Genomic DNA, 22485 nt, shown 5'->3' with positions numbered 1-22485 from the left:
ACTCCCACCATCTCCTTCCTCCTGTATCTCGGTCCAACCGATCATACAGGATCATTGAATGGGGGTGGGTCCATTTTACATTATCGCGAACCTTCCAAGTGGGCCCACTTTACTTTATCATTCACAATTTTGGTATTCTAAAAGAAAACGTATGCTTCCAAACACAAGTTACAGTTCTTAATGAGGAGAGAACATGTTGATAAAGTGTAATCGATTTAACTTGAGTTGACAGGGAACGAGAAAGTGTGGTCAGGTTCCTCCTGCACACAAACAATCATTGGGGTAGCAGCCCCAATGATTCGGAGGAGACCATGACCACAGAACAGAAGATTATCAGAAACAAAATGAGTTTGCTAGAGTTGGCCGAATATTTAAAGAATGTCTCAGGGGCCTGTCGGGTGATGGGAGTCTCCCGGCAGCATTTCTATGACATCAAGACCGCTTATAATGAACAGGGATTGGAAGGACTCAAAGAGAAGAGCCGCAGGAAACCGTGTATCAAGAATCGAGTCGCCCCGGAGGTAGAAGAGGCGGTGGGGACCCTTGCCTTGGAGTATCCGGCCTATGGTCAGGTCCGAGCCTCCAACGAACTCAGACGTCGAGGGATTCTGGTCTCTCCCGGAGGGGTTCGCTCGATTTGGATGCGCCATGGCCTGCAGACCTTTCGTCAGAGACTGCTGCGTCTGGAAGAGAAGGCGGCGGCCGAAGGGATCGTTTTCACCGAAGCGCAGCTGGCTGCTCTGGAAGCGGCGCGCCGGGAGCGGCAGGATTCCATCGAGGAGATCGAGACGCATCATCCAGGATACCTCTTGGGGCAAGACACGAAGGACTTCGGCTACATCAAAGGGGTCGGAAGAATTTATCAGCAGACCGTGATCGACACCTACTCTGCGGTCGCTTTTGCCAAGCTGTATTTGGCGAAGATGCCGGTGACCGCCGCCGATTGTCTCAACGACAAAGCGCTGCCCTTCTTCGAGGAGCAGGGGATCCCCATCTTGAGGATCTTGACCGATCGGGGCACCGAGTACTGTGGCAGAGAAGATCAGCACCCCTATGAGCTGTATTTGCAACTCAACGAGATCGAGCACAGCAAGACAAAGGCGCAGAACCCGCAGACCAATGGGATTGCAGAGCGCTTCCATCAAACGGTCCAGAACGAGTTTTACCGAATCGCCTTCAGGAAGAAAATTTATCAAACCCTGGAGGAACTACAGGCGGATCTGGATGGGTGGGTTCACATTTATAATCAAGAGCGAACCCACTAGGGCAAACGCTGTCAAGGAAGACCGCCGATGCAGACTTTTCTAGACAGTCTGCATCTGGCGCAGGAGAAGAAGATCGCATAACAGCGAAACAGTGTCCACTCAAGTATCGTTCAGGACACATTATCCTTCGTCGAACATCAAGCCTTTTACCGGATTGTCGATCTGATAGAGGTAGCGGCGCGTTTGATCTCGACAGACCGATTTCAACTCCTCGTCTCTCATCGTTTGGCAGGCGACCTTCAACGCCTCCGCCCGCTCATGGCCTTTCTTACGGAGGAAGAGGCCGCTGACGCAGAGTTTTCGATCGGTTGCATTTCCATACTGACAGGTATAATTGACCTCCTTGGGCTGCGCAGCGATGTAAGAATGGCCATAAGCGCCCGCTGCATAAAAGCAGCTCAGGCGGGGTTTCCCTTTTAATCCGGTACATTTGAGGGCGACGGCATCGATCTGGCGGAGTTGAGTCGGACGTCCCAAGAAGAAATGAAGACAGGCGCTCGGCCACTGGGAATTGTTGAGGCAAAAATCCATCTCCGCCTCCCATCGCTCGCCCGCGGCATTCTGCGCCAATTCTTTTTGAATCTCCTCGCGTAGTTCCATGAAAAGACCCGACTGGCAATAATACTGCATGGCCGCCTCCTCGAAAAGGGTGCAGTACTCTTTTGCCGTCGGGACATTCTGTGCGATGTTGGCGAAGGCATGTCCCACCGCATGGGCGCAATTCCCGCGATAAAAATCTTGCACGGCGGTAGAGTCTTTTTTACAGAGCTGGTGGACATCTTCTTTCAGCCGTTCGGTTTCGGTGGAGAGACCGTCTTCCTTTTCCGAAAAGTCGGCCTGCTCGATTTGATAATCTGAGAAGTGGGTCTTCAGGACCCCATGGAGACAGGCATAGGTGCAGGCATCCTGACAAAGCTGAAAAGAGGTCTCCAGATTGTTGGTCCGCTCGCGGATAATGCTTCCGAGGGCATGGAGCTCGCCATGGCAGAAGGGGTTTTGACCTTGAATGTGCTCCACGATCCTTCTGACGCCGAGATCGTCGATGAATTCCAGATAAATCGATCTCTCCGTCCTCGTTTTAATCTGCTCTAAGGCGGTGATGAACTCTCTCATCCGAAGGTTTTGTTCCTGCCCCCGAAGCCTTCCCAGCCAGAGAGGATGATTCCGAATGATTTCTTGATCCCCGAATCGAGACGGAGTCATCTCCCCGTCATCGGCCATTCCGTGTGTCATTTCATGGGCTACTTCGTGCTCGATCGCATCCATCGTCGACTCTTCTGCAGAAATCGAGAGGCTCCAGAATGAAGCCAACCCCAACCCGACCAGAGTCGCCAAAACAGTGAACTTCGAAAGTTTCGAAAGCATAAAGATCCTTCATTTTTCAAAGTAATATTACGAAACATGAATGGATCGGAAAAGAGGGAGAAGAGAAACCGGTAACGAGAGAGGGAAAGCCATTCCGCAGGAGGTATTATCGTTGAGGACTGATTCCATTCATAAATAATACCTAAGATAACCCGGTCATTTTGTTTTTGTCAATAAAAAGTAGCGCTTCTCTGCTTTCGATGCATCACGAGAAATGCATTATCCTTCGTCGAACATCAGACCCATTACCGGGTTGTCGATCTGATAGAGGTAGCGGCGCGTTTGATCTTGACAGACCGATTTCAACTCCTCGTCTCTCATCGTTTGGCAGGCGACCTTCAGCGCCGCCGCCCCGCTATGGCCCTTTTTTCGAAGGAAGAGGCCGCTGACGCAGAGTTTTCGATCGGTCAGACTTCCGTACTGACAGGTATAATTGACCTCTTTGGGGTACGCGGCGACATAGGCGCTGCTAAAGGTTCCCACGCCGAAAAAACAGCTCAGGCGAGACCTTCCCTTCAATTCTGTGCATTTGAGGGCGACTGCATCGATTTGGCGAAGATCGGTCGCATGTCCCAGGAAGAAATGAAGACAGGCGCTCGGCCACTGGGAGTTGTCGAGGCAAAAGGCCACTGCTGTTTCCCATCTCTCTCCTACGGGATGGGAGGTCAGCTCTTTCTGAATTTCATCTCGCAGGTCCATGAAGAGACCCGACTGGCAGTAGTACTGCATGGCGGCCTCCTCGAAGAGAGTGCAGTACTCTTTTGCCGTCGGGACGTTCTGTGCGATGTTGGCGAAGGCATGTCCCACCGCATGGGCGCAATTCCCGCGATAAAAATCCTGCATGACGATGGAGTCTTCTTTACAGAGCTGGTGGACATCTTCTTTCAGCCGCTCGGTCTCCAGGGTGAGCCCCCCCTCGTTCAGAGAAAAATCGGCCTGCTCGATCTGATAATCTGAGAAGTGGGTCTTCAAGACCCCATGGAGACAGGCATAGGTGCAGGCATCCTGACAAAGCTGAAAAGAGGTTTCCAGGTTGTTGGTCCGCTCGCGGATAATGCTTCCGAGGGCATGCAACTCGCCATGGCAGAAGGGGTTTATCCCTTCAATATATTCGACGATTCTTCTGACGCCGAGATCGTCGATGAATTCCTGAAAAAGAGACCGCTCGGTTCTCATCTGAATCTTTTTCAAGGCAGTGATGAATTCTCTCATCCGAATACTCTGTTCCTGTCTGCGAAGCTTTCCCTGCCAGAGCGGATGGTTCCGAATGGTCGCTTGATCCTCAAGTTGAGACGAAGTCGCTTCTCCGTCGTCGGCCATTTCCATGATTTCGTCTATCGCCGAATCTTCTGCATAAACAGAAAGGCCCCAAGGTGAAGTCGACCATAACCCGATCGGAATGGCCAAAAGGACGAGTGTCCATCGACGCATCGGTATCCTTTCGTTATGCTCTGATGAGCTGTTTGGAGAAAAAGCATGGAATCGGATAAAACGGCAAACGAGAAGACAGGCGAATATTAAGAGCGGAGAGCGTCGCTGCAAGAATGCGGGCCGCTTGACCGGCTGTTCCATCCTCAGTAATCATTAAGATAGCCCGGCTGCTGAATTCTGTCAATGAACTTAGGAAATGTACCTGTTTTCAACCGGCTGACGGTTGAGGGTCCGGAAGAGAACGCCGCGCGGAACGATGACCAGCTCGATCAATCCGGTTTTATCGGTTGTCTCTTCGCGAGGATCGACGATGATATTTCCGGACCGCCCGGTCGTCAGCTGCTGAAGCGTCATCCTCCCTTCCATGAGCCGCTCCGCCGTCCGATCGAAGGGAGCGCTCTCCGGAAGGGGGATGGCCTCGCCTGCTCTCTTCACGACCATGGAGAGCGCTCTTTTTTCAAGAGCGCTGATCAGGATGCCGTTTTTGGTTTTGCGTTGATAAAGAATCAAATCGCTCAGGTCAGGCTTGACCAGATAGGCCTGGTGGAAAGAGACCACTTCCACCGCGGCGGTATCGATGCCCGGAATAAATCGGGAATTCCGCACCGCGATCACCTGCCCTTTGCTCGCCCAGATTCCAATCTGGGTTGAGTTCCAAGAAGAGGCGGCCCCGTCGGGCGGAAGGGAAATTTCCCGATCAAGAATCACAAAGTAGATGCGCGCGGAATCGGCCGGTTCATATAGCGCGGAGAGGGGAACGATCATGGGGTGACCCTCCTACTCAAAGGCTCGTCCGTGCAGCCTCGATCAAGCGGTTTTGCAAAGAAAGGGCCCTTGTTTCAGAGCAGCGGAACCGGGGTATCGGTTTAATTCGGAGCGCACGGTTGAGAAGAGCGCCTCACCTGGGATGAGGGGGGCGCATCGCGACGGAGACGTTCCGATCTCCGGAATCCGTTTTCGAATATCGGAGATCCGAAAGCGCGTGGAGGGGGCGGATAAGATCCACCCCCTCCCTTTTATGTCGCATCATTCCCCTAGTCCTTACGCAGCCGTTCGGCTCCGCCTGTCCTGGTTTCTTTCGGCAGGTCTGTGTCGTGGGTGAGCACCACAAACGCCGGAATGATGGGAGCGATTAACAGGAGAAAATATAGGATCTCTTTTGACATTGAAGCACCTCCCTGGTTGATCGATTGTGAAGCGTTCTTCTTCTTTACAATCCGGAGGGTAACAGAGGAGAGAAAAGCGATCTTGGTCTTTGAATGGTCTTTCTTCGGTTTTTAGCTGGATTCTGGGTAGATCGATTGAGCCGTACGATGGGCTCCGCGTCTTAGCGGGTTTTCTTGACAGCGGACTTCCCTTTGATATACTTCGTTCGCCTCTGTTTATACTTAGCCGGTTTCTCTTGCAGCGTGTAGATTGGAGCGTGAAATGATGCCTTGGTGGGGGTGGCTGTTATTGGGCCTCTTCTTTTTGCTGGCGGAGATGATGACCCCCGGCGGATTCTATCTCATTTTCTTCGGCGCCAGCGCCCTGATCGTGGGGTCGCTCGCGGCGTTTAAATTCACCGGGCCCGAGTGGATGGAATGGCTGCTTTTCTCTCTGTTTTCGATCGTTACATTATTGTTTTTCCGGCAGCCGCTGCTGAAAAGGTTCCAAGCGGCCGATACGGGCAGAGAGATCGACAGTCTGGTCGGGGAGGTTGCCGTTGTGCTCGATCCGATTGCGGTCGATGCAATCGGGAAGGTAGAGCTGAGAGGGGCGGCCTGGAGCGCGCGGAATGTCGGCGAAAGCCCGGTGACCAAAGGCCAGCGATGCAGGGTTATTCAGGTGGAAGGTTTGACCTTGTGGGTGCGGAGCGGGTGAAGGGATCTCCGTCGGGGGTCGTTCGAGAAACGGAATGAACCAAAGGGGAGAGAAACAATGAGTGAAGGGATGATTGTTGTGCTGGTCCTGGCGGCGGTGGTGATCATCGTTCTGGCGAAGACCGCCGTGGTGGTGCCGCAGCAGAGCGCTTACGTGGTCGAGAGGCTGGGAAAGTTCAGCGGGACGCTCGACGCCGGTTTCCACATCCTGCTCCCTTTTCTCGATGCCATTCGATACCGCCACTCTCTTAAGGAACAGGCGCTCGATATTCCGGAGCAGCTCTGCATCACCCGGGACAACGTCCAGGTCGGCGTGGACGGGGTACTCTATCTCAAAGTGATGAATCCGGAGCGAGCCTCCTACGGCGTCACCGATTACACCTTCGCCATCATCCAGCTGGCGCAAACAACTCTCCGGAGCGAAGTCGGAAAAATTGAATTGGACCGCACCTTCGAGGAGCGGAGCACGATCAATCTGGCGGTCGTCAGCGAGCTCGACAAAGCCACCGAGCCGTGGGGGATCAAGGTGCTTCGTTATGAGATCAAGAACATCACCCCGCCTGAAGATGTCCTTGCCGCCATGGAAAAACAGATGCGGGCCGAGCGGGAGAAGCGGGCGGTGATCCTCAACTCCGAGGGGGTCCGCGATTCGGCCATCAATGCGGCCGAAGGGGAGAAGCAGCAGGTGATCAAGGCCTCGGAAGCGAACAAACAGCAGCAGATCAACGAGGCGGAAGGGCAGGCCGCCGCCATCCTCACCGTGGCGGAAGCGACCGCGCAGGGAATTCGCAAGATCGCCGAAGCGATCCAATCCCCCGGCGGCTACCAGGCGGTTCAACTCCGGGTGGCCGAACAATATATCGATCAATTCGGAAATCTGGCCAAAGAGGGAAACACCCTCGTGGTCCCCGCCACGCTCAGCGACGTGAGCGCCATGATCGCGATGGCGATGAGCATCATCCGCCCCGGCGCCAATCCGGAGCCGCCGCCTGCCGTATCCCGACGATAAATCTTGTTTCATTTGTTTATCCGCTTGTCCCTGTGAAAGATCTTTCTTTCGCCGTTACCTCAAATTGACAACAGACTAAAACCTGTTAATCTATTGAAGAATGTGGGTAAAGTGCCGTCGTTCTTCTTCTGCATCGCTCGGTATACCGGTTGAACTCCCGACAGAACAACATCGCCCTCTCCTTGATAGGTCAATCCGGATTGACTCGCCAATGACCGACAAACCTCAAGAAACCATCCTCATCGTCGAAGATGACGAAACCACGGCGGTCCTCGAGCGCAGGTGCTTGGAACGGGCCGGTTACAAGATCCTTACCGCCGCGACCGCTCAAGAGGGGGAGGAAAGGGTGGTAGAGGGAGAAATTGATTTGGTCCTGCTCGATTATACCCTTCCAAAGGGAATGACCGGCCTCGATTTTTATATGAATCTAAAAGCGAAGGGAGAAGATCTTCCTGTCATCATGGTGACGGCGTTCAGCGATGAGGCGACCATTATCAAGGCGCTGCGGTCGGGCGTTCGTGATTTTGTGACGAAATCGACCGCGTACCTCGATTACCTCCCGGAGGCGGTCGAGCGGGTGCTTTCCGACGAGCGGACGAAGAAGGCGCTGGCGCGATCCGAGGGTGAGCTCAAACGGTCGGCCTCCCTGATTTTATCGACCCTGGAGGCGACGGCAGACGGTCTTTTGGTCGTCGATCAAGACGGGAAGATGATCCGCTTTAATCGGAAATTTGCAACGATGTGGCGGATTCCGCAACGGATCCTCGATACGAAGGATAACACGCAAGCCCTCAAGTTCGTCATGACGCAGTTGAAGGACCCGAAGCGGTTCCTCGCCAAGATCAAAGAGGTATACGCCAACCCCCTTGCAGAGAGTTTCGATCTGCTGGAGTTCAAGGATGGAAGGGTCTTTGAACAACTCTCGCAACCCCATCTTTTGGACGGGCAACCGGTCGGGCGGGTCTGGAGTTTCCGCGATGTGTCCGACTGGAAGCGGGCCGAGGAGCGGCTGATCGATCTGGCCCATTTCGATCAGCTGACCGGACTTCCGAACCGGACTCTTTTCCAGGATCGGCTGCGCCAAGCGCTCCCTCAGGCAAGCCGCAACGGAAAACTGGTGGCGCTCCTTTTTCTCGACTTGGATCGCTTTAAACTCGTCAACGATTCGCTCGGTCATACCGTCGGCGATCTGTTGCTGAAGGAGGCCGCCGGCCGGCTGACGCATTGCGTCCGGAAAAGCGATACCGTCGCCCGCCTCGGCGGCGACGAGTTTACCGTGGTTCTGACCAATATCACCTCCGTTCATGATGCCGCCAAAGTGGCCCAGAAAATCCTCGACGATTTCTCGCGCCCGTTCGGGTTGCAGGGGCCGGAGCTTTTTGTCACGCCGAGCATCGGAATCACCCTTTATCCGTTCGACGGCGACGACATTGATCTTTTGTTGAAGAATGCAGACACCGCCATGTACCGCGCCAAACAGATGGGCCGGAATAATTATCAATTCTACTCCGCCGAGATGAACACGGCGACGATCGCGCAGCTGACGCTGGAGAGCAGTCTCCGTTATGCATTGAAGCGGGAAGAGTTCCGCATTCACTATCAGCCCCAGGTCGATCTGAAGACCGGTTGCATTACCAGCGTGGAGGCGCTTTTGCGTTGGCAACACCCTTCGTTGGGACTGGTGAGTCCCCAAGATTTTATTCCGATTGCGGAGGAGACGGGGCTGATCGTGCCGATCGGGGAGTGGGTGCTGCGCACCGCCTGCGCGCAGGCGGCCGCCTGGCAGAAGGCGAACCTCCCCTTGATGCACATGGTGGTCAACCTCTCGATCCGTCAGTTCAAGCAGCCGCAACTGATCGAAACCGTTGAACGGATATTAGGGGAGACAGGCCTTTCTCCGCGGCATCTTGGTTTGGAATTAACGGAGAGCATGCTGATGGAGAATGAAGAGAGAACGGTTTCGATATTAACTGAATTGAACAAGCTGGGGGTTCAGATTTCGATCGATGATTTCGGCACCGGTTACTCCTCCCTTCGTTATCTGAAATGTTTTCCGATCCATATTCTGAAGATCGACCAATCCTTTGTTCGGGAGATTGAAACAAACGCCACCGACGCGGCGATTGTAACTTCCATCATCGCCCTCGCGCGGAACCTCGGCCTGAAGGTGGTCGCAGAGGGGGTTGAGAGCGCGGCGCAGTTAAAGTTTTTACGCGCAAACGGGTGTGATGGAATGCAGGGCTATTACTTCAGCAAGCCGCTTTCCTCCGAAGCGCTTGAGAAAAAACTGAGCGCTCCATGGTCGATGCAATTGGATCAGGAGGAGTGAGGCGACGCTTGCAACCGGCGCGTCTCGGTTGTCTTATCGAAGCGCCGTCTCTTTATGGATCGACACTTCCCTCTGATTCAGGTTCAATGTATATCCCACCCCGCGGCGGACCGCAATGAGATTCTCGATCTCTTCGGAGAGAATCACCCGCTTTTTCTGGTTTCCCACCGCTTTCCGGATCTGCGCTAAAATTTTTCTCTTGTGGTCGGCGAGCTGACGCTCATACGGCCTGTCATCTTCGTCTTCTTTCTCCGCGCTTCCATAAAGCGCATCGTAGAGGGCGACCTTGTTGACCACCCGGCCCGGCGTTCGGGCGAGGGCCGCCAGGAGCTTGAAGGGATAGGAGGAGAGCTCGACCCGAATATCTTTGTAAGTGATCAACTGCTGATCCAAATCGATCGACAAAACGGGGGAAGCCTCGGACCGGGAAGGGTATTCCTGCGACGGCTCGCGGGCGTGATCCCTTTGCCGATAGAAATTTTGATCCTCTCCCTGTTTCTGAGCCTTGTCTGCATGGAGTTGGAGAAAGAGGGCCGCGGCGACCCGCCCCGGTAGATATTTCTCCAGAATCTCGATCGGAAGAGAGAGGAGGGCCTCCGGGCTGTCGTAGCCCTCCCTGACCAGACGGGCGATGGCGGTTCGGCTTAATCCGCTGATGTGTATTCGCGACAACGCCAGCCCTTGGACGGTGACCCCTTGGAGGAGCCGCTCGGAAAGCTCGGAGAGGCTCCGGACCGTCTCCGGCGTCCAGCCGATCTCCCGGGCAAGGGCCGAGGCCGCCTCCGCCAGCCGGGAGAAGGCCTCTCCGATCCGCGCAATCGCGCCGGCATGGAGGTCGTACAACTGCTCGATCTCGACGGTCGACCGGGAGGTGATCCACTCTTGAAGGAGCAGCGCTTTTTTGACGGCGCGCGCCTCCTCCGCCTCGCTCGGCCGCACGGCGCCGGAGCGCGGCTGAAAGATCTCTTTCCCTCCTTCCTGTTGATGCGCAATTTCTTTCCGGAGGAGGCTCGGGTAATTCCGAGACCGGCGCTCCCGGTAAGGGAGGGGAATGTAAATCCGCTTTGCGTCTTCGGTGAGGGCGAGCGCGTAGAGAATCTCCAGATCGGTCAGGCGGCTCGGATCGGTTGTTTTCATCCAATGACGGATCTCGACGGCGGTCGCGAGCCGGATTCCCTTCAGCACGGTGATCTGTCCCAACCCGGTCGCGACAACGCGATTTTCTCCGACCGCTTGAAGGGCTCCCTGGTTTTGGCACTTCTCAACGGCCGATGCGATGAGCGGTTCGAGACTGTCCGCTTTTTCTTTCCATCTGCGTTGAGCGGTGTAGGTTGATTTGAGAAACCCCGCCAGCTCCTTTGACGTCGCCGCCTCGCCGGAGGCAACCAGGTTCAGGAGGATTTCTTCTATCTCCTCCATTCGGAGGGCCGGCTCCAGCGGCTCGATCATCCCGGCGATATATTGATCCATCCAGACTTTTTTTCTGAACGAAGAATGGGTCACCAGGATCGCCCGGCCGAAATCGCCGATGTAGCCGTAGCGCCCTCCCCGGCCGGCCATGTTCTCATGGAGGGAGCGGGGGAGCGGCCGGGTGTCGGTCCCGTGATAACGCCGGAAGTAATGCCACTGGCGGGATTCGATCAGGACATTTTTCGCCGGGCAGTTGATCCCCATCGCCAGGGTGCTTGTCGAGGCGAGGATGCGGATCGCCCCCATCCGAAAGTGCCGCTCGATCACCTGCCGCTGCTCCAGGGGAAGATCGGCATGATGGATTCCAATCCCTTTTCGAAGGAGCCGGATCAGAAAGTCGCGGGCCGTGGTCTCTTCCAACGCCAGCAGCTCCTCGACCGCCTCCTCGGCGGGGGCAAGGCCGACCTGCTCGCCGATTTTGACGGCGGCGCTCTCCACCGTCGGCTTATCTTTGAGAAAAAGCAAGGTCGACTCTTCCCGCTCCCCGCCGAGAAAAGAGGCGAGGGGAACCATCAGATCGATCTCTTCCTCCCCCCGCATTTCTTTCCAGAGCTCTTCTCCTTCCTTGCCGCTGTTGTGTTCCCGATACGAAAAAATCCCGCGGCAGAAAATTCCTTTCCGCAGTTCAACCGGCCGCTTCTCCTCGATTAAAAGATCAGCCTGAAGCCAGCGGGCCAGCGCCTCTCCCTCGCCGAGGACCGCCGAGAGCCCCAGAAATTGCGGCCGGACCCGTGCGTGAAGGAGTTTGGTCAGGAGCAGCTCGATCGTGGGGCCCCGCTCTTCGTCCGCGATCATCTGAAGCTCGTCAAGGATCACCACGCCGACCTCCTCCAGCAGACACGGACGGGTCACCAGGAGCGATTGAAGTTTCTCATAAACGACGATCGCGATATCGAAACCCTTCGACAGAATCGCCGCGTCCCACTCCCGATGATCGCGCGTGGAGATCGCCGTGACAATGCCGAGGGATCGGTACGCCTCCCGGAATTGAGCGAACTTTTCCTCGGCGAGCGACTTGGTGGGAACCAGATAGAAGACCCGTTTCCCTTTCCGGATCGCGAAGATCGCCAGGATCTCCGCGATGAAGGTTTTTCCGGAAGTCGTGGGAGCAAAGACGACGAGGTTGCCCCCTTGAAGGAGCGACGTCTGTTGAATCGCCTTTTCCTGGACGGGGAGGAGCTCCGGTCCGTAACGCTTCTCCCAGATCGGGATGACGTCGGTATCGATCCCGACCTTCTCCAGAAACCGCATTTTCATTCGGTCCTCCCGGGTGTGATGGTTTTTACATGATGAAATTAAAGAAATGCTTCGCGGGGTTTTCATGAGCGCGGATGCTCAGCGTGACCGGTTCAGTCAACCGATCGGGCTTTCCAGGGAGCGAATGACCGCGACGGCCTTTCCGATGATCCGGAAGTCGCCGCTTTGCGGGGTCACCTCGATCGGTCGATAAGCGGGGTTGGCGGAGTGGAGGAGGATGCGCTCTCCTTTTTTTTCAAAACGTTTCACCGTCGCCTCTCCATTCAAGAGGGCGACGACGATCTCTCCCTCCTCGGCGCCCGGCTGCGGTTTCACCAGAAGATAATCCCCTTCCAGGATCCCGGCCTGGATCATGCTGTCTCCTTTTACCTTCAGAAGAAAAGCATCTTTCCATCGGGCGAGGCTTCGATTGAGGTCGATTCTCCCTTCGATATTCTCGGTCGCCAAAATCGGCTCCCCTGCCGCGACCTTTCCGACCACCGGAATGCCGCGGGTTGCTCCGCGCAGCTCCAGCGCTCGCGCGCCGCGATGGGATCGGCTCAAATGGCCTTTTTTCTCCAGCGCTTCCAGATGGCGGGCGACCCCCCGGGTGCTCTTCATCTTAAACCGCCGCATGATCTCTCGCTGCGTCGGCGGAAATCCGTGGTCGGCGAGATAGCCGGTAATAAATTGGAGGACCTGGGCCTGACGGTCTGTCAGCAGTTGAGGCATTCTGTCTCCGGATAGTATTCAAATGAATACTATCCGGTTGCGGTGTTCCTGTCAAGCGAATTTTGCCGGCGAATTGGATCTGGAGGAGATTGAAGAAATTCATACTCGAAAGAGTTAACTCTTTGCGGCAAATAGACAGGCCGCCGGGGAAAAGACTAAGTTTGTTCTAATAGAAAGGAGGTTCGTCATGGCAGAGAATATCAGATTGGAGGGACTGCGGGTTGCGATTCTGGTGACCGATGATTTCGAGCAGGTGGAGTTAACGGAGCCGAAGAAGGCGCTGGAGGAGGCCGGGGCGAGTACGAGCATCATTGCGCCCCATCCCGGCCAGGTCCAGGGGATGAATCACGATGAGAAGGCCGACCGCTTCAATGTCGATCAGACGCTCGATCAGTCGAACCCCGATGATTATGATGCGGTTCTTTTGCCCGGCGGGGCGATCAATGCCGACGCTTTACGGATGGAGCCGAAGGCGCAGGAGTTCGTAAGGAAGATCGAAGCGGCCAACAAGCCGATCGCTTTTATCTGCCACGCGCCGTGGCTGCTTGTCTCGGCGGGGCTGGTCAACGGCCGAACGTTAACCGGCTACTACACCCTCCAGGACGACATCCGCAACGCCGGAGGACGCTGGTGGGACCTGCCGCTGGTGCATGACGACAACTGGATCAGCAGCCGCTTTCCGAAAGATATCCCGATTTTTAATCAAGGAATGATCGAGCTTTTCTCCGACTATCAAGAGATGGAGGAATACGAAGAGGCGGCGTAGGCGTAGAGACGTCCCGCCGGGACGTCTCTAAGGATTCATCCGCATTAGGGTTTCACGGCTCCCTTTACGGCGGCGAGGGCCGTTTCGACCTCTCGTTTGAAGAGGGAATAGGGGATCGCCCCTTCCACCTTGCGCCCGTTGATGAAGAAGGTCGGCGTCGCCCGGACCCCCCGTTCGATCGCTTCGTTATAATCGGCCTCCATCCGAGTGATAAGACTCCGATCGCCCAGGGAGGCCTCAAACCGCGCCATGTCGAGATTCAGCCGGCGGGCATAGCCGAAAATGTCGTCTCGGGCGACGCGGTCCCGGTTTTCAAAGAGAAGGTCGTGCATCTCCCAGAAGCGGCCCTGTTCGCCGGCGGCCATCGCAACCATGTGGATCGCCGGGGCGTCCGGATGAGACTCAAAGACCGGGAAGTGGCGGAAGATCCATCGGACCTCGCCGGGGTACTCTTCGAGAATCCGCTTGACGGTTGAAACGCTCCGGGCGCAGAAGGGACATTGAAAGTCGGAGAACTCCTCGATTGTCACCGGCGCCGACGGCGCTCCGCGGACCGGAAATTGAGCCGGGACCGGTTTGGCCGGGACCGGTTTGAATGGAGCAGGGGGAGCGCTCTCGGCCTCACGCCGCTCCGCTTGGACGGGCGCTTCCGAACGGAGCGGGTAAAACAGATAGAGACCGGCGGCCGCTCCCGCCAGAAGCACAATCCATAAAAGTGGATTCGACCTTTTTCCTTTTAGCGACTCCTTCTTTTTCATTTCGAAGAAGGAGTGTACAGACGAACGGCCGGAGAGTCAATCGCCCTCCTTGACACCTCCCTCATCTATTCCTTACGCTAGAGGTAAGCCACACTCGGCATCCTTCTCAAAATAGGGGAGACGTCCATGACCCTTGTCGAACAGCTCGCTTCATTCGTCGTCAATGCATCCTACGAAAACCTCTCCGATGCCGCCCGTCAGGCGCTGAAGATCCGCATCCTCGACTCGATCGGCTGCGCCATCGGGGCGCTCGATGGGGAGCCGATCCGGCTTATCCGGGCGCATCTGGAAGACTTCGGCGGCGCCGAGCGCTGCACCCTCGTCGGCGGCGGGCGGAACGCCCCCGATCGGGCCGCTTTCTACAACAGCGCCCTGGTCCGCTACCTCGACTTCAACGACAGCTATCTGGCAAAGGGGGAAACCTGTCATCCGAGCGACAACCTCGGGTCGGTCCTGGCCGCCGCCGAGTATTCGGATCGATCGGGCAAAGATCTCCTCGCGGCCCTGGCGGTCGCCTACCAGGTTCAGTGTCGCTTAAGCGACGTCGCCCCCGTCCGGGACAAGGGGTTCGATCATACCACGCAGGGGTCCTACGCCGCCGCGGCGGGAGTGGCCCGGGCGCTCGGTCTCGATCCGACCCGGACCGCGCATGCCGTCGCCGTCAGCGGAACCGCCTTCAACGCGCTTCGGGTGACCCGGACGGGGCTCCTCTCCCATTGGAAGGGGCTGGCCTATCCGAACACCGCCTTCGGCGCAACCCACGCGGCCTTCTTGGCGATGCGCGGGATCACCGGTCCTTTGGAGGTTTTCGAGGGAAACAAGGGATTCATGGAGAGCATCGCGGGACGGTTTGAGATCGATTGGTCGAGAGAAGATCTCGAACGGGTGACGCGTACCATCATCAAGAAGTACAACGCCGAGATTCATTCCCAATCGGCGATTGAAGGGATTTTGGAGCTCAAGCGGGAGGACCCTTTCTCTCCGGCCGATGTGGAACGGATCGAGATCGAGATCTTCGACGTCGCGCACAAAATCATCGGCGGCGGCGAGGAGGGGGACAAAACGGTCGTTCAAAACAAAGAGCAGGCCGATCACAGCTTGCAATATATGATGGCGGTGGCCCTTTTGGATGATCAGGTCCTACCCGAGCAATATCTGCCGGAGCGGATCGAGCGGCAAGATGTCCAAGCGCTTCTTCAAAAGATCACCGTCCGTCCACGAAAGGATTTCAGCGAGCGGTTTCCCGATGAGATGCCGTGCAGGCTGACTGTTTCGCTTCGGGATGGACGGACCCTCATCAAAGAAAAGCGGGACTATGAAGGGTTCTACACCCGCCCGATGCAGTGGGAGACCGTCTCCCGGAAATTCGAGCAGCTCAGCAAGCGATACGCGGACGCCTCCCTGCGCCGCGATATTCGGGAGGCGGTCTCCCGGATCGAAGAGATCCAATCGCGGGATCTTATGCGGCTTTTGTCCCGGGTTCAGTTCTCGACCGATCTAAAAGCGGCTTCATAGCCGGGCCTTCCCGATTTCGGTTATTTACCTTCTCCCAAAAGGTGTGTTCCTCGTCACACTTTTTCGCTCGCCTTCATCAAAAAGTCATCGATAAAACCCTTCTAAGTGTTTTCACATCCCTGTAATAAGACAATTCCCAATAGTCACAATAATAATCTCTGTTATCTTTGGCCGTGGGTTTACTGTAGAGCTTGCTCTCGGTAAGGAGATTTTTCCGAGATCTTCCCGGAGGGGGCGCTCGCCCCCTTGTCATCAACGCCCTTGTAATGGAGGTGGAATGAGAAAGTCTGTTTTCGCAACCACGGCCCTCGCCGCGCTCACCCTTTTTGTGTCGCTCTGGTCCGCAGGCGCGGCCGGTGCGATGACCGTCTGGACGGAGCACGCCACCGTCAAGATCCGAAGAACAACCTCTCCGAAAACAAGCCAGACCGCGGCGGTCCTCAAAGCGGCCAAAAACGAATTCGAAGCCTTCCAGCTGGTGGTGACGGCGAACAGCGGCGCCCTTTCGGGTGTCGATGTGAATGTGAGCGATCTGCGCGACGATCACGGCAATACGATCCCTGCCGATCAGATCATGATTTATAATCAGGCTTACATCAACGTGACCACCGTTTCGACTATCCAGGGGGCGACGGGAGAATGGCCCGACGCGTTGATTCCGAAGAAGGATGCCTACTTCGGCGAAGTCCGAAACGCCTTCCCCTTCTCTGTCGCATCCGGCAGAAACCAGCCGGTCTGGATCGAGGTCTACGTTCCGTCCACGGCGGCGGCGGGGGTTTATACCGGCTCGGCGACCGTGACGGCCTCCGGCCGGAACCCGGTAGTGGTTCCGATTCAGCTGACCGTCTGGAATTTTACCCTTCCTTCCACTTCAACCCTCAAGTCGGCGCACTCCATCGATTACCACCTTGTGCCGGTCGGGCATGGTTTGGGTTCTTATACTTCCCCCCCCAGTTCGAGCCATCTTAGACTGGTAAAGCTCTACGCGAAAGCCAATCTGCTTCATCGGTTGACGACAAATTATTTGCCGGCCCCGCAAGCTATGGGAGGGGTCTCGAACAGCCAGATCAGCTGGGGACCATTCGATACGACCTTCGGTCCCCTCTTCGATGGAACCGAGGCGCTTCCGGGGGGAAAGCTCCCGGGGGCAAAGATGACGAGCTATAGTATGTCTTTCTCGGGACATGATACGAACACCACTTTTCTCCGAGGCATCGCGACGCATGCGAAGGCGAAGGGATGGTTCGATCGTCTCTTCCAGTACACCCTCGATGAGCCGAGCACGAGCGCGCATTGGCAGACGATTCGAACCCGGGCCAACGCGCTCCATCAGGCCGACCCCGAACTTATGGCGGGAGTCACGACCAGCATTCAAAACGCCACCTCGAACAATGCGGCCGGTCTGATCGACCTGTTCATCCCGACCATCCGGTTCATGGACAACAAGCCGTACGGACGGGAACCGGGCGGCGAGGTCCCCGGCGGCGCGGGAACCATCGGGAATCAGCGGAGCAAATATCCCCAAGAGACCTGGTGGTATCAGGCCTGCGGCAGTCACGGCTGCGGGATGGTGGGGGGGGGAGTGTTCGACTCGGAGGGGTACCATCTCGATTGGCCTAGCTATATGATCGACCTCCCCGCTCCGTTCAGCCGGATCATGGAGTGGATGAGCTTCAAATATAATCTTCAGGGAGAGCTCTACTACGACATGGTTTACGCCTACGGGCGGAGAGATCCCTGGGTCGGCCAGTACGACTTCGGCGGCAACGGCGACGGGACCCTCTACTATCCGGGGCGGCCGAACAAAATCGGCGGGACGAGCCACATTCCAATCGAGTCGATCCGGTTGAAGCTCCTTCGGGAGGGGATGGAAGATTACGAGTATCTGCATCTTCTGAAGACCCTCGGCGAGGAAGGTTATGCCGATGAGCAGGTCGCCCAGGTGGTCACGAATGTCTACACCTGGAGCAAGAACCCGCTCCTCCTCTACGATGCCCGCGAGAAAATGGGGACGCGGATATCGGTTCTCCAGGGTGGAGCGAATCCTGCGCCGACCCCCTCCCCCGAACCCCCTCCGCCGGCCGATCCCGGTTCCGATCCGGACCCTGACGCCGGGGCCGGGGCCGGATCGGGAACGGACCCTGATCCTGATTCGGAATCGGATCCTCCCATCTCGAAAGATCCCGATCCGATCTCAAAAGATCCCGGTCCGATTACCCCCTCCACCGGGGAGAGCGGATCTTCTTCCGGTGTGCAATTTGGCGGGTGCAGTCTCTTGAGAACGACGGGGGAGGCATCCCCCCCGATGGAAGCGGTCGCTTATCTTCTCCTCTTTTTCTCCCCCTTCTGCGGGGTGGTTTGGAGGAAGATTCGGGTTTTTGCTCGACTCCGCTAAACGTTGAACGGGAGAGGGATTCTAAAAGATCCCTCTCCCGTCTCTAATTTAAAAACCAACCTGAATGATTCTAAGGGACGTGGTCCGGCCCGTAGACGGTGAAGCCGTGCAGCTCCAGGACCATCTTCGCTTGATCGGCCTCGGCCCGATCGGCAAACCACCAATCGAATTTTTCCGCTTTCTCGGCGGCGGTCAATTCCGAGGTCGCAACCCGGTAAGCGGTTTGATTTTCATCGTTCATGGGGAACTCATCGATGCCGACATGCCACAAGGCCGACCCGCGGCACGGATCTTCTTTCTTCGCCATCGCTTCCTCTCTATAAAAGGGATTTTCTAAAATGAGGATGCAACGCCATCCTTATTCTCGATTAAGGGATAGAGCGACCGAACATCCGACCGGCGATCGCGTGTCCAACGGCTTCCGCCAGCGGGCTTAGGAAATCGATCATGCTTGGCGCGCTTCTCCTCGGAAGAGCGGTTCTCATGCCGAGACGGAACCATGCCATCAGCAAGATCGGCGCGAGGATCGCCGCCCCCGCGACGGCGGCACGGCGAAAGGAGAGATGACCGTTGACCTTCCATCCTCCGCGAATACCGGTCCACTCGGGGAGCGGTTCGAAGAGGTTCCCCGCCGTGGGAGGAATCGGTTGATCTTTCAGGAGCTGCATTTTGTCGGTCATGACGGCAAGTTGTCGCTCCGTTGTTTCAGGCGCCAGAAGTGATTCGAAACTCAGCATGCGGGCCGCATTGCCGACATAAACCTCATGGCGCGGATTCTCTGCCAGACGGATGAACGTTTCGGCGACCTGGTCGGGCGTATAAACCGGGGGAAGCGGCTTGGCGGCGCGGCCGGTGTAATTGCCGGCATGCTGGTAGAGAGGCGTGTCGATGCTGGCCGGAACCACCGTGCAAACATGGATATTCTCCGCCCCCTCCAGCAGGAGCTCTTGCCTCAGACTCATGCTCAGGCCTCGGACGCCATGATTGGCGGCGACGTAGGCGCTCAGGTAGGGTTGAGAGAGTTTGGCGGCGAGAGAGGCATTGTTGATCAGCACGCCGCTTCCCTGCTCGCGGAAGTAGGGGAGGGCGGCCCGTGCCCCATGGATAAAGCCGAACAGTTTTGTCTCAATCACACGCCGGTAGGCCTCGATCGGGGCATCTTCAAAACGGGCGAAAAGGGTGACCGCCGCATTATTGATCCAGACATCGAGCCGGCCGAAATGCTCGACGGCGCGCCGCGCCAGATTCCGAACGGCCGCTTCATCGGTCACGTCGGTCGGCACCGCGAGGGCCCGTCCTCCCAAGTTTTTGCATTGCGTGACAATTTCACGCAACGGTTGCTCCCGCCGAGCGGCGATGACGACCGATGCTCCCTTTTTCGAGAAGGCCAGCGCGGCGGCGCGGCCGATACCGCTTGATGCACCGGTAATGACGATAACCGAATCGCTGATCCTCCTACGCATCGAACCCTCCCTGTCGGTCATAAGTGAGACTTCTTGCTTTATTAAAGAGCAATATCCGTACCGGATGGAGGCGCCCGTCCTCCCCCTTCTTGCGGTTCGGCAGGAAGAAGAGAGGGAGAGGGGATGAGGCGGCCTGATTTGGAAGGGACATTACAGAAACGGGGTGAGCGGAAGAGGATGAGACGTACCGGGGCCCGGGAAGTTTTGGATCAACATGCATGAAAGTGCGTGATTTTTATCTTGCGGGGGAGGAGGGGTCGGGAGAGATTATCTCTGAAAATCGGTGGTGTTCTGAACCACCGCCGGCTTGGCGGCTTTGGCCTCCAGGGCCCGGACCGCGCGTTGGAGCAGCCAGATTTTAAAATAAATCCGTAACTGAACAAAGGGGGTGAACATGTTAACGGCTCCTCCGATGAAACGCTTTTTCTTCTTCGTGATGAAAGAAGGGAGACGATCCGGCGATCATTTCTCCCCGATATTGTATATCACTTTATGGGATAAATTAATTTTGGGCAATCCCCTCGAAAGAGGGGGGCTTGTCAGTCTCCTCCTGACACGGTTCGGAAGACCTGGCCTTGACCGGCGATCCAGCCGTGGTTCTTATCGAAGAAAAAGACCCGGCGCAGCTGGCTGGACGTCCCGCTTGTCTGCTGCCGCCAGCTTGCTCCCCCGTCACTGCTGTGGAGAATCAGCCCGCCCCACCCCGCCATCCAAATGTCGGAGGGGGAGAGGAGGGCAAGACCGTAATAGGCGTTGGAGAAGTTCGACGCCGATCTTACCTGGCGCCATGTTTGACCCCCGTCGGTTGTCTGGAGAGCATTGGCGCGGGCCGTGCCGTTTCCCCCGACCGCCCAGCCGATCGGCCCCGCCGAGCCGTCCACATTCCGGCTGAACTTGATGTCAAAGAGACGACCGTTTCCTTCGAGCTGCCCGCCGTTTTCGGCCTCGTAGAGGAACCGCCACGTCTGCCCGCCGTCGGTGGTGTGCCCGAGCATCCGAAGCCACCCCGTCGCGCACGGCTCGTCCGCCTCCGATCCGCCGCCGATCCAGACCTCATTCGGACTGATGACATCGACCGTAAAGAGATGGGGATTGTAAGAAACCACGTCCGGCCGCGGCTGACCGGCCTGCGAATGTCCCGCCGGATAGGTGCACGGCACCGGAAGGGGGCGGACGGCGCCGGTCTGCGGGATCGCCCGCCAGGTCGCCCCGCCGTCGTCGGTCTTGAAGATAAACCCGAAGCGCCCGACGGTCCACCCATGCCGGCTGTCGGCAAACACGACCTTGCGCAGGTAGACGCCGACCTTTCTGCTGCAGTACTGATCGGCGCTGTTCCAAGTCGTGCACCAGTCTCGCTGATCCCACGTTCCGTCTCCGTTGCGATCACCCCAGTAGCCGCGATGCAGGTGCTGCTCCACCCAGGTCGCCCCGCCGTCGGTCGTCTTGAAGATCGCCTCCGGCCAGCCGACCGCCCAGCCGGTTCGGGCATCGGTAAAAAAGACGTCGTAGAAGTCGATCGGCGCGGCTTCGGGAGAGGGCGATCCGGTGAAGACCAGATTTTCCTGAAGTGTCCAGGTGGCGCCGCCATCGGTCGTGTATGCGATCACCTCGTTGAGTCCGACGGCCCATCCCTCGGTGGGGGAAACGAAGTGGACCCCGAAGAGATCGCCGTTGATCCCCTTGGGCCGCCAACCTGATCCTGGAGGGGGCGGGGGAGAGGGAGAATGCACGGTGATGGCGACGGACGCCGTCCCGGTGGCGCCTCTGTTGTCGGCGACGTCGAGGGTGGCCTTGAACTCGCCGGCGTTTTGATAGGTGTGATCAATCACCGCCCCTTTGCCCGGGGGGGAGCCGTCTCCGAAGGTCCAAGTATAGGAGAGAATCGAACCGTCGGGGTCGGACGATCCCGTGGCGTCGAAGGTGACGGTGAGGGGGGCGATCCCGCTCCTCGCGGTGGTGGCAATCTCCGCCGACGGTTTCAGATTATCGTCGCGCACGATCACGACCATCGACCCGCTGACGCCGTTCTCCGCCGTCGCGGTGACGGTGGCGCTTCCGGCCGCCTGGGCCGTTGCCGATCCGCTCGAATCGATCGATACGATTCCCGGCGCGCTGGAACTCCATGTAACGATCACGCCGGGGATCGATTTCCCGTCGGCATCCCTCGCCGTTGCAACGAGCCGGATCTCGTTGCCGACGAAGAGCGGCTGAGAAAGGCCGTCCAAATCGATCGAGTCGACGGGGAGGGGGGTCCGGGGGGGCGACACGACCTCCAAAAACGCTTCGTTGCTGGTGACCTCTCCGATGAAGGCGGTCAAGGTTGTTGTTCCTACATTAAGTCCCTTCACGGAGCCATCCGAGGCGACCTGCCCCACCTCCGGATCGGCGATCCTCCAGGAAACCTCGACCCCCATCACCGCTTCGCCCGCGCCATCCAGGACGGTCGCCGCGAACGGCCGGATCTCTCCGACCAGGAGAGTCGTCTCCGTCGGCGCGATCTGTATCTCCGAGATAGCCGGCTGCTTCGATCGGGAATCGGGCAGTTTGGGATTGGGTGAAGAGGTTGAGGCGCCGCTCCCGCAGGCGATGAGGGAGAGTGACAAGAAAAATGGCGCGAAGACCCGGAAAGAGGGGGTGCGTTTGAATCGAAACGAGATAAGACGGCGAGAGGAAACAGGGTTCACAAGTTCTTTCTTACAGAGAGGGTCTATTCCGATTGAATGATGGTCGGCCTTTGCTCGGAATTACTCCTAAGAGAGTAGCAAAGCAGGTGCCATTCGCTGATTTTCGAATCACTCCGAAATCAGCGAAGGATGGAGCCTCTCGACTCCAGCGGCCTGATTCTCTTTGCAGAATGGGTGCAATGATTTTCCGAGTCGGAGTGGAGCC

Annotated in this window: 17 protein-coding genes and 1 pseudogene; 7 read left to right on the top strand and 11 right to left on the bottom strand. The window is 57.2% G+C overall.

Annotation, left to right across the window (positions count from 1 at the left end; genetic code table 11):
- Positions 1–311: 311 nt before the first annotated feature.
- Positions 312–1346 (top strand): annotated as a pseudogene (locus MNODULE_RS14650) (IS481 family transposase).
- Between the two features lie 39 nt (positions 1347–1385).
- Here the strand turns inward: MNODULE_RS14650 and MNODULE_RS14645 are convergent.
- The 4 genes from MNODULE_RS14645 to MNODULE_RS25095 all read right to left on the bottom strand — a co-directional run bounded on the left by MNODULE_RS14645 (position 1386) and on the right by MNODULE_RS25095 (position 5227).
- The gene (locus MNODULE_RS14645) at positions 1386–2630 is read right to left on the bottom strand and encodes a hypothetical protein (protein ID WP_168061061.1); all 1245 of its coding nucleotides are present in this window, start codon (positions 2628–2630) and stop codon (positions 1386–1388) included.
- 219 nt (positions 2631–2849) lie between these two features.
- Positions 2850–4061, bottom strand: coding sequence for a hypothetical protein (locus MNODULE_RS14640; protein ID WP_168061059.1), 1212 nt, complete (start codon positions 4059–4061; stop codon positions 2850–2852).
- 189 nt (positions 4062–4250) lie between these two features.
- Positions 4251–4826 carry a hypothetical protein gene (locus MNODULE_RS14635; protein WP_168061057.1) on the bottom strand — a complete coding sequence of 192 codons (576 nt, stop codon included), beginning with the start codon at positions 4824–4826 and terminating at the stop codon, positions 4251–4253.
- Positions 4827–5095: 269 nt separating this feature from the next.
- On the bottom strand, positions 5096–5227 hold the full coding sequence (locus MNODULE_RS25095; RefSeq protein ID WP_272953265.1) for a hypothetical protein: 132 nt from the start codon (positions 5225–5227) through the stop codon (positions 5096–5098).
- A 262-nt stretch (positions 5228–5489) separates the two neighbouring features.
- On the opposite strand from MNODULE_RS25095, the gene MNODULE_RS14630 reads away from it, so the two are divergent.
- The 3 genes from MNODULE_RS14630 to MNODULE_RS14620 all read left to right on the top strand — a co-directional run bounded on the left by MNODULE_RS14630 (position 5490) and on the right by MNODULE_RS14620 (position 9261).
- The gene (locus tag MNODULE_RS14630; protein WP_168061055.1) at positions 5490–5924 is read left to right on the top strand and encodes an NfeD family protein; all 435 of its coding nucleotides are present in this window, start codon (positions 5490–5492) and stop codon (positions 5922–5924) included.
- 57 nt (positions 5925–5981) lie between these two features.
- On the top strand, positions 5982–6932 hold the full coding sequence (locus MNODULE_RS14625) for an SPFH domain-containing protein (protein ID WP_168061053.1): 951 nt from the start codon (positions 5982–5984) through the stop codon (positions 6930–6932).
- Positions 6933–7143: 211 nt separating this feature from the next.
- Positions 7144–9261: an EAL domain-containing protein gene (locus tag MNODULE_RS14620; protein WP_168061051.1), complete on the top strand. Its 2118-nt coding sequence runs from the start codon at positions 7144–7146 to the stop codon at positions 9259–9261.
- 33 nt (positions 9262–9294) lie between these two features.
- Here the strand turns inward: MNODULE_RS14620 and MNODULE_RS14615 are convergent, their stop codons facing one another.
- A complete protein-coding gene (locus MNODULE_RS14615; RefSeq protein WP_168061050.1) occupies positions 9295–11988 on the bottom strand; it encodes a DEAD/DEAH box helicase in 2694 nt (897 codons plus the stop codon).
- A 96-nt stretch (positions 11989–12084) separates the two neighbouring features.
- Complete coding sequence (lexA, locus tag MNODULE_RS14610) at positions 12085–12699, bottom strand: transcriptional repressor LexA (RefSeq protein WP_168061048.1); 615 nt, start codon at positions 12697–12699, stop codon at positions 12085–12087.
- 187 nt (positions 12700–12886) lie between these two features.
- Here lexA and MNODULE_RS14605 point away from each other — a divergent pair, with 187 nt between their 5' ends.
- Positions 12887–13465 carry a type 1 glutamine amidotransferase domain-containing protein gene (locus MNODULE_RS14605; protein ID WP_168061046.1) on the top strand — a complete coding sequence of 193 codons (579 nt, stop codon included), beginning with the start codon at positions 12887–12889 and terminating at the stop codon, positions 13463–13465.
- Positions 13466–13509: 44 nt separating this feature from the next.
- On the opposite strand, the gene MNODULE_RS14600 is transcribed toward MNODULE_RS14605, so the two are convergent.
- Complete coding sequence (locus tag MNODULE_RS14600; RefSeq protein WP_168061044.1) at positions 13510–14169, bottom strand: thioredoxin domain-containing protein; 660 nt, start codon at positions 14167–14169, stop codon at positions 13510–13512.
- 180 nt (positions 14170–14349) lie between these two features.
- Here MNODULE_RS14600 and MNODULE_RS14595 point away from each other — a divergent pair, with 180 nt between their 5' ends.
- Both MNODULE_RS14595 and MNODULE_RS14590 read left to right on the top strand, forming a co-directional pair.
- On the top strand, positions 14350–15738 hold the full coding sequence (locus tag MNODULE_RS14595; RefSeq protein WP_168061042.1) for an MmgE/PrpD family protein: 1389 nt from the start codon (positions 14350–14352) through the stop codon (positions 15736–15738).
- A gap of 277 nt (positions 15739–16015) precedes the next feature.
- A complete protein-coding gene (locus MNODULE_RS14590; RefSeq protein WP_168061040.1) occupies positions 16016–18133 on the top strand; it encodes a DUF4091 domain-containing protein in 2118 nt (705 codons plus the stop codon).
- A gap of 70 nt (positions 18134–18203) precedes the next feature.
- Here the strand turns inward: MNODULE_RS14590 and MNODULE_RS14585 are convergent, their stop codons facing one another.
- From MNODULE_RS14585 to MNODULE_RS14575, 4 genes are all read right to left on the bottom strand, one after another.
- Complete coding sequence (locus tag MNODULE_RS14585; protein WP_168061038.1) at positions 18204–18440, bottom strand: hypothetical protein; 237 nt, start codon at positions 18438–18440, stop codon at positions 18204–18206.
- 61 nt (positions 18441–18501) lie between these two features.
- The gene (locus MNODULE_RS14580) at positions 18502–19596 is read right to left on the bottom strand and encodes an SDR family oxidoreductase (RefSeq protein ID WP_168061036.1); all 1095 of its coding nucleotides are present in this window, start codon (positions 19594–19596) and stop codon (positions 18502–18504) included.
- Positions 19597–19863: 267 nt separating this feature from the next.
- A complete protein-coding gene (locus MNODULE_RS25090; RefSeq protein ID WP_272953264.1) occupies positions 19864–19992 on the bottom strand; it encodes a hypothetical protein in 129 nt (42 codons plus the stop codon).
- A gap of 143 nt (positions 19993–20135) precedes the next feature.
- Positions 20136–22280, bottom strand: a complete 2145-nt coding sequence (locus MNODULE_RS14575) for a YCF48-related protein (RefSeq protein WP_168061034.1) — start codon at positions 22278–22280, stop codon at positions 20136–20138.
- Between the last annotated feature and the right edge of the window lie 205 nt (positions 22281–22485).

It is taken from the genome of Candidatus Manganitrophus noduliformans, from assembly GCF_012184425.1.
Classification (GTDB): Bacteria; Nitrospirota; Nitrospiria; order SBBL01; family Manganitrophaceae; genus Manganitrophus; species Manganitrophus noduliformans.
The sequence above is the reverse complement of the archived record's forward strand: the minus strand, read 5'-3'. Positions and strand labels throughout refer to the sequence as shown.

Coding starts and splice junctions, on each gene's coding strand:
- MNODULE_RS14620 (WP_168061051.1), top strand. CDS start 7,144: ATGACCGACAAACCTCAAGAAACCATCCTCATCGTCGAAGATGACGAA.
- MNODULE_RS14580 (WP_168061036.1), bottom strand. CDS start 19,596: ATGCGTAGGAGGATCAGCGATTCGGTTATCGTCATTACCGGTGCATCA.
- MNODULE_RS14585 (WP_168061038.1), bottom strand. CDS start 18,440: ATGGCGAAGAAAGAAGATCCGTGCCGCGGGTCGGCCTTGTGGCATGTC.
- MNODULE_RS14590 (WP_168061040.1), top strand. CDS start 16,016: ATGAGAAAGTCTGTTTTCGCAACCACGGCCCTCGCCGCGCTCACCCTT.
- lexA (WP_168061048.1), bottom strand. CDS start 12,699: ATGCCTCAACTGCTGACAGACCGTCAGGCCCAGGTCCTCCAATTTATT.
- MNODULE_RS14625 (WP_168061053.1), top strand. CDS start 5,982: ATGAGTGAAGGGATGATTGTTGTGCTGGTCCTGGCGGCGGTGGTGATC.
- MNODULE_RS14595 (WP_168061042.1), top strand. CDS start 14,350: ATGACCCTTGTCGAACAGCTCGCTTCATTCGTCGTCAATGCATCCTAC.
- MNODULE_RS25090 (WP_272953264.1), bottom strand. CDS start 19,992: ATGTTCACCCCCTTTGTTCAGTTACGGATTTATTTTAAAATCTGGCTG.
- MNODULE_RS14635 (WP_168061057.1), bottom strand. CDS start 4,826: ATGATCGTTCCCCTCTCCGCGCTATATGAACCGGCCGATTCCGCGCGC.
- MNODULE_RS14615 (WP_168061050.1), bottom strand. CDS start 11,988: ATGAAAATGCGGTTTCTGGAGAAGGTCGGGATCGATACCGACGTCATC.
- MNODULE_RS25095 (WP_272953265.1), bottom strand. CDS start 5,227: ATGTCAAAAGAGATCCTATATTTTCTCCTGTTAATCGCTCCCATCATT.
- MNODULE_RS14605 (WP_168061046.1), top strand. CDS start 12,887: ATGGCAGAGAATATCAGATTGGAGGGACTGCGGGTTGCGATTCTGGTG.
- MNODULE_RS14630 (WP_168061055.1), top strand. CDS start 5,490: ATGATGCCTTGGTGGGGGTGGCTGTTATTGGGCCTCTTCTTTTTGCTG.
- MNODULE_RS14640 (WP_168061059.1), bottom strand. CDS start 4,061: ATGCGTCGATGGACACTCGTCCTTTTGGCCATTCCGATCGGGTTATGG.
- MNODULE_RS14645 (WP_168061061.1), bottom strand. CDS start 2,630: ATGCTTTCGAAACTTTCGAAGTTCACTGTTTTGGCGACTCTGGTCGGG.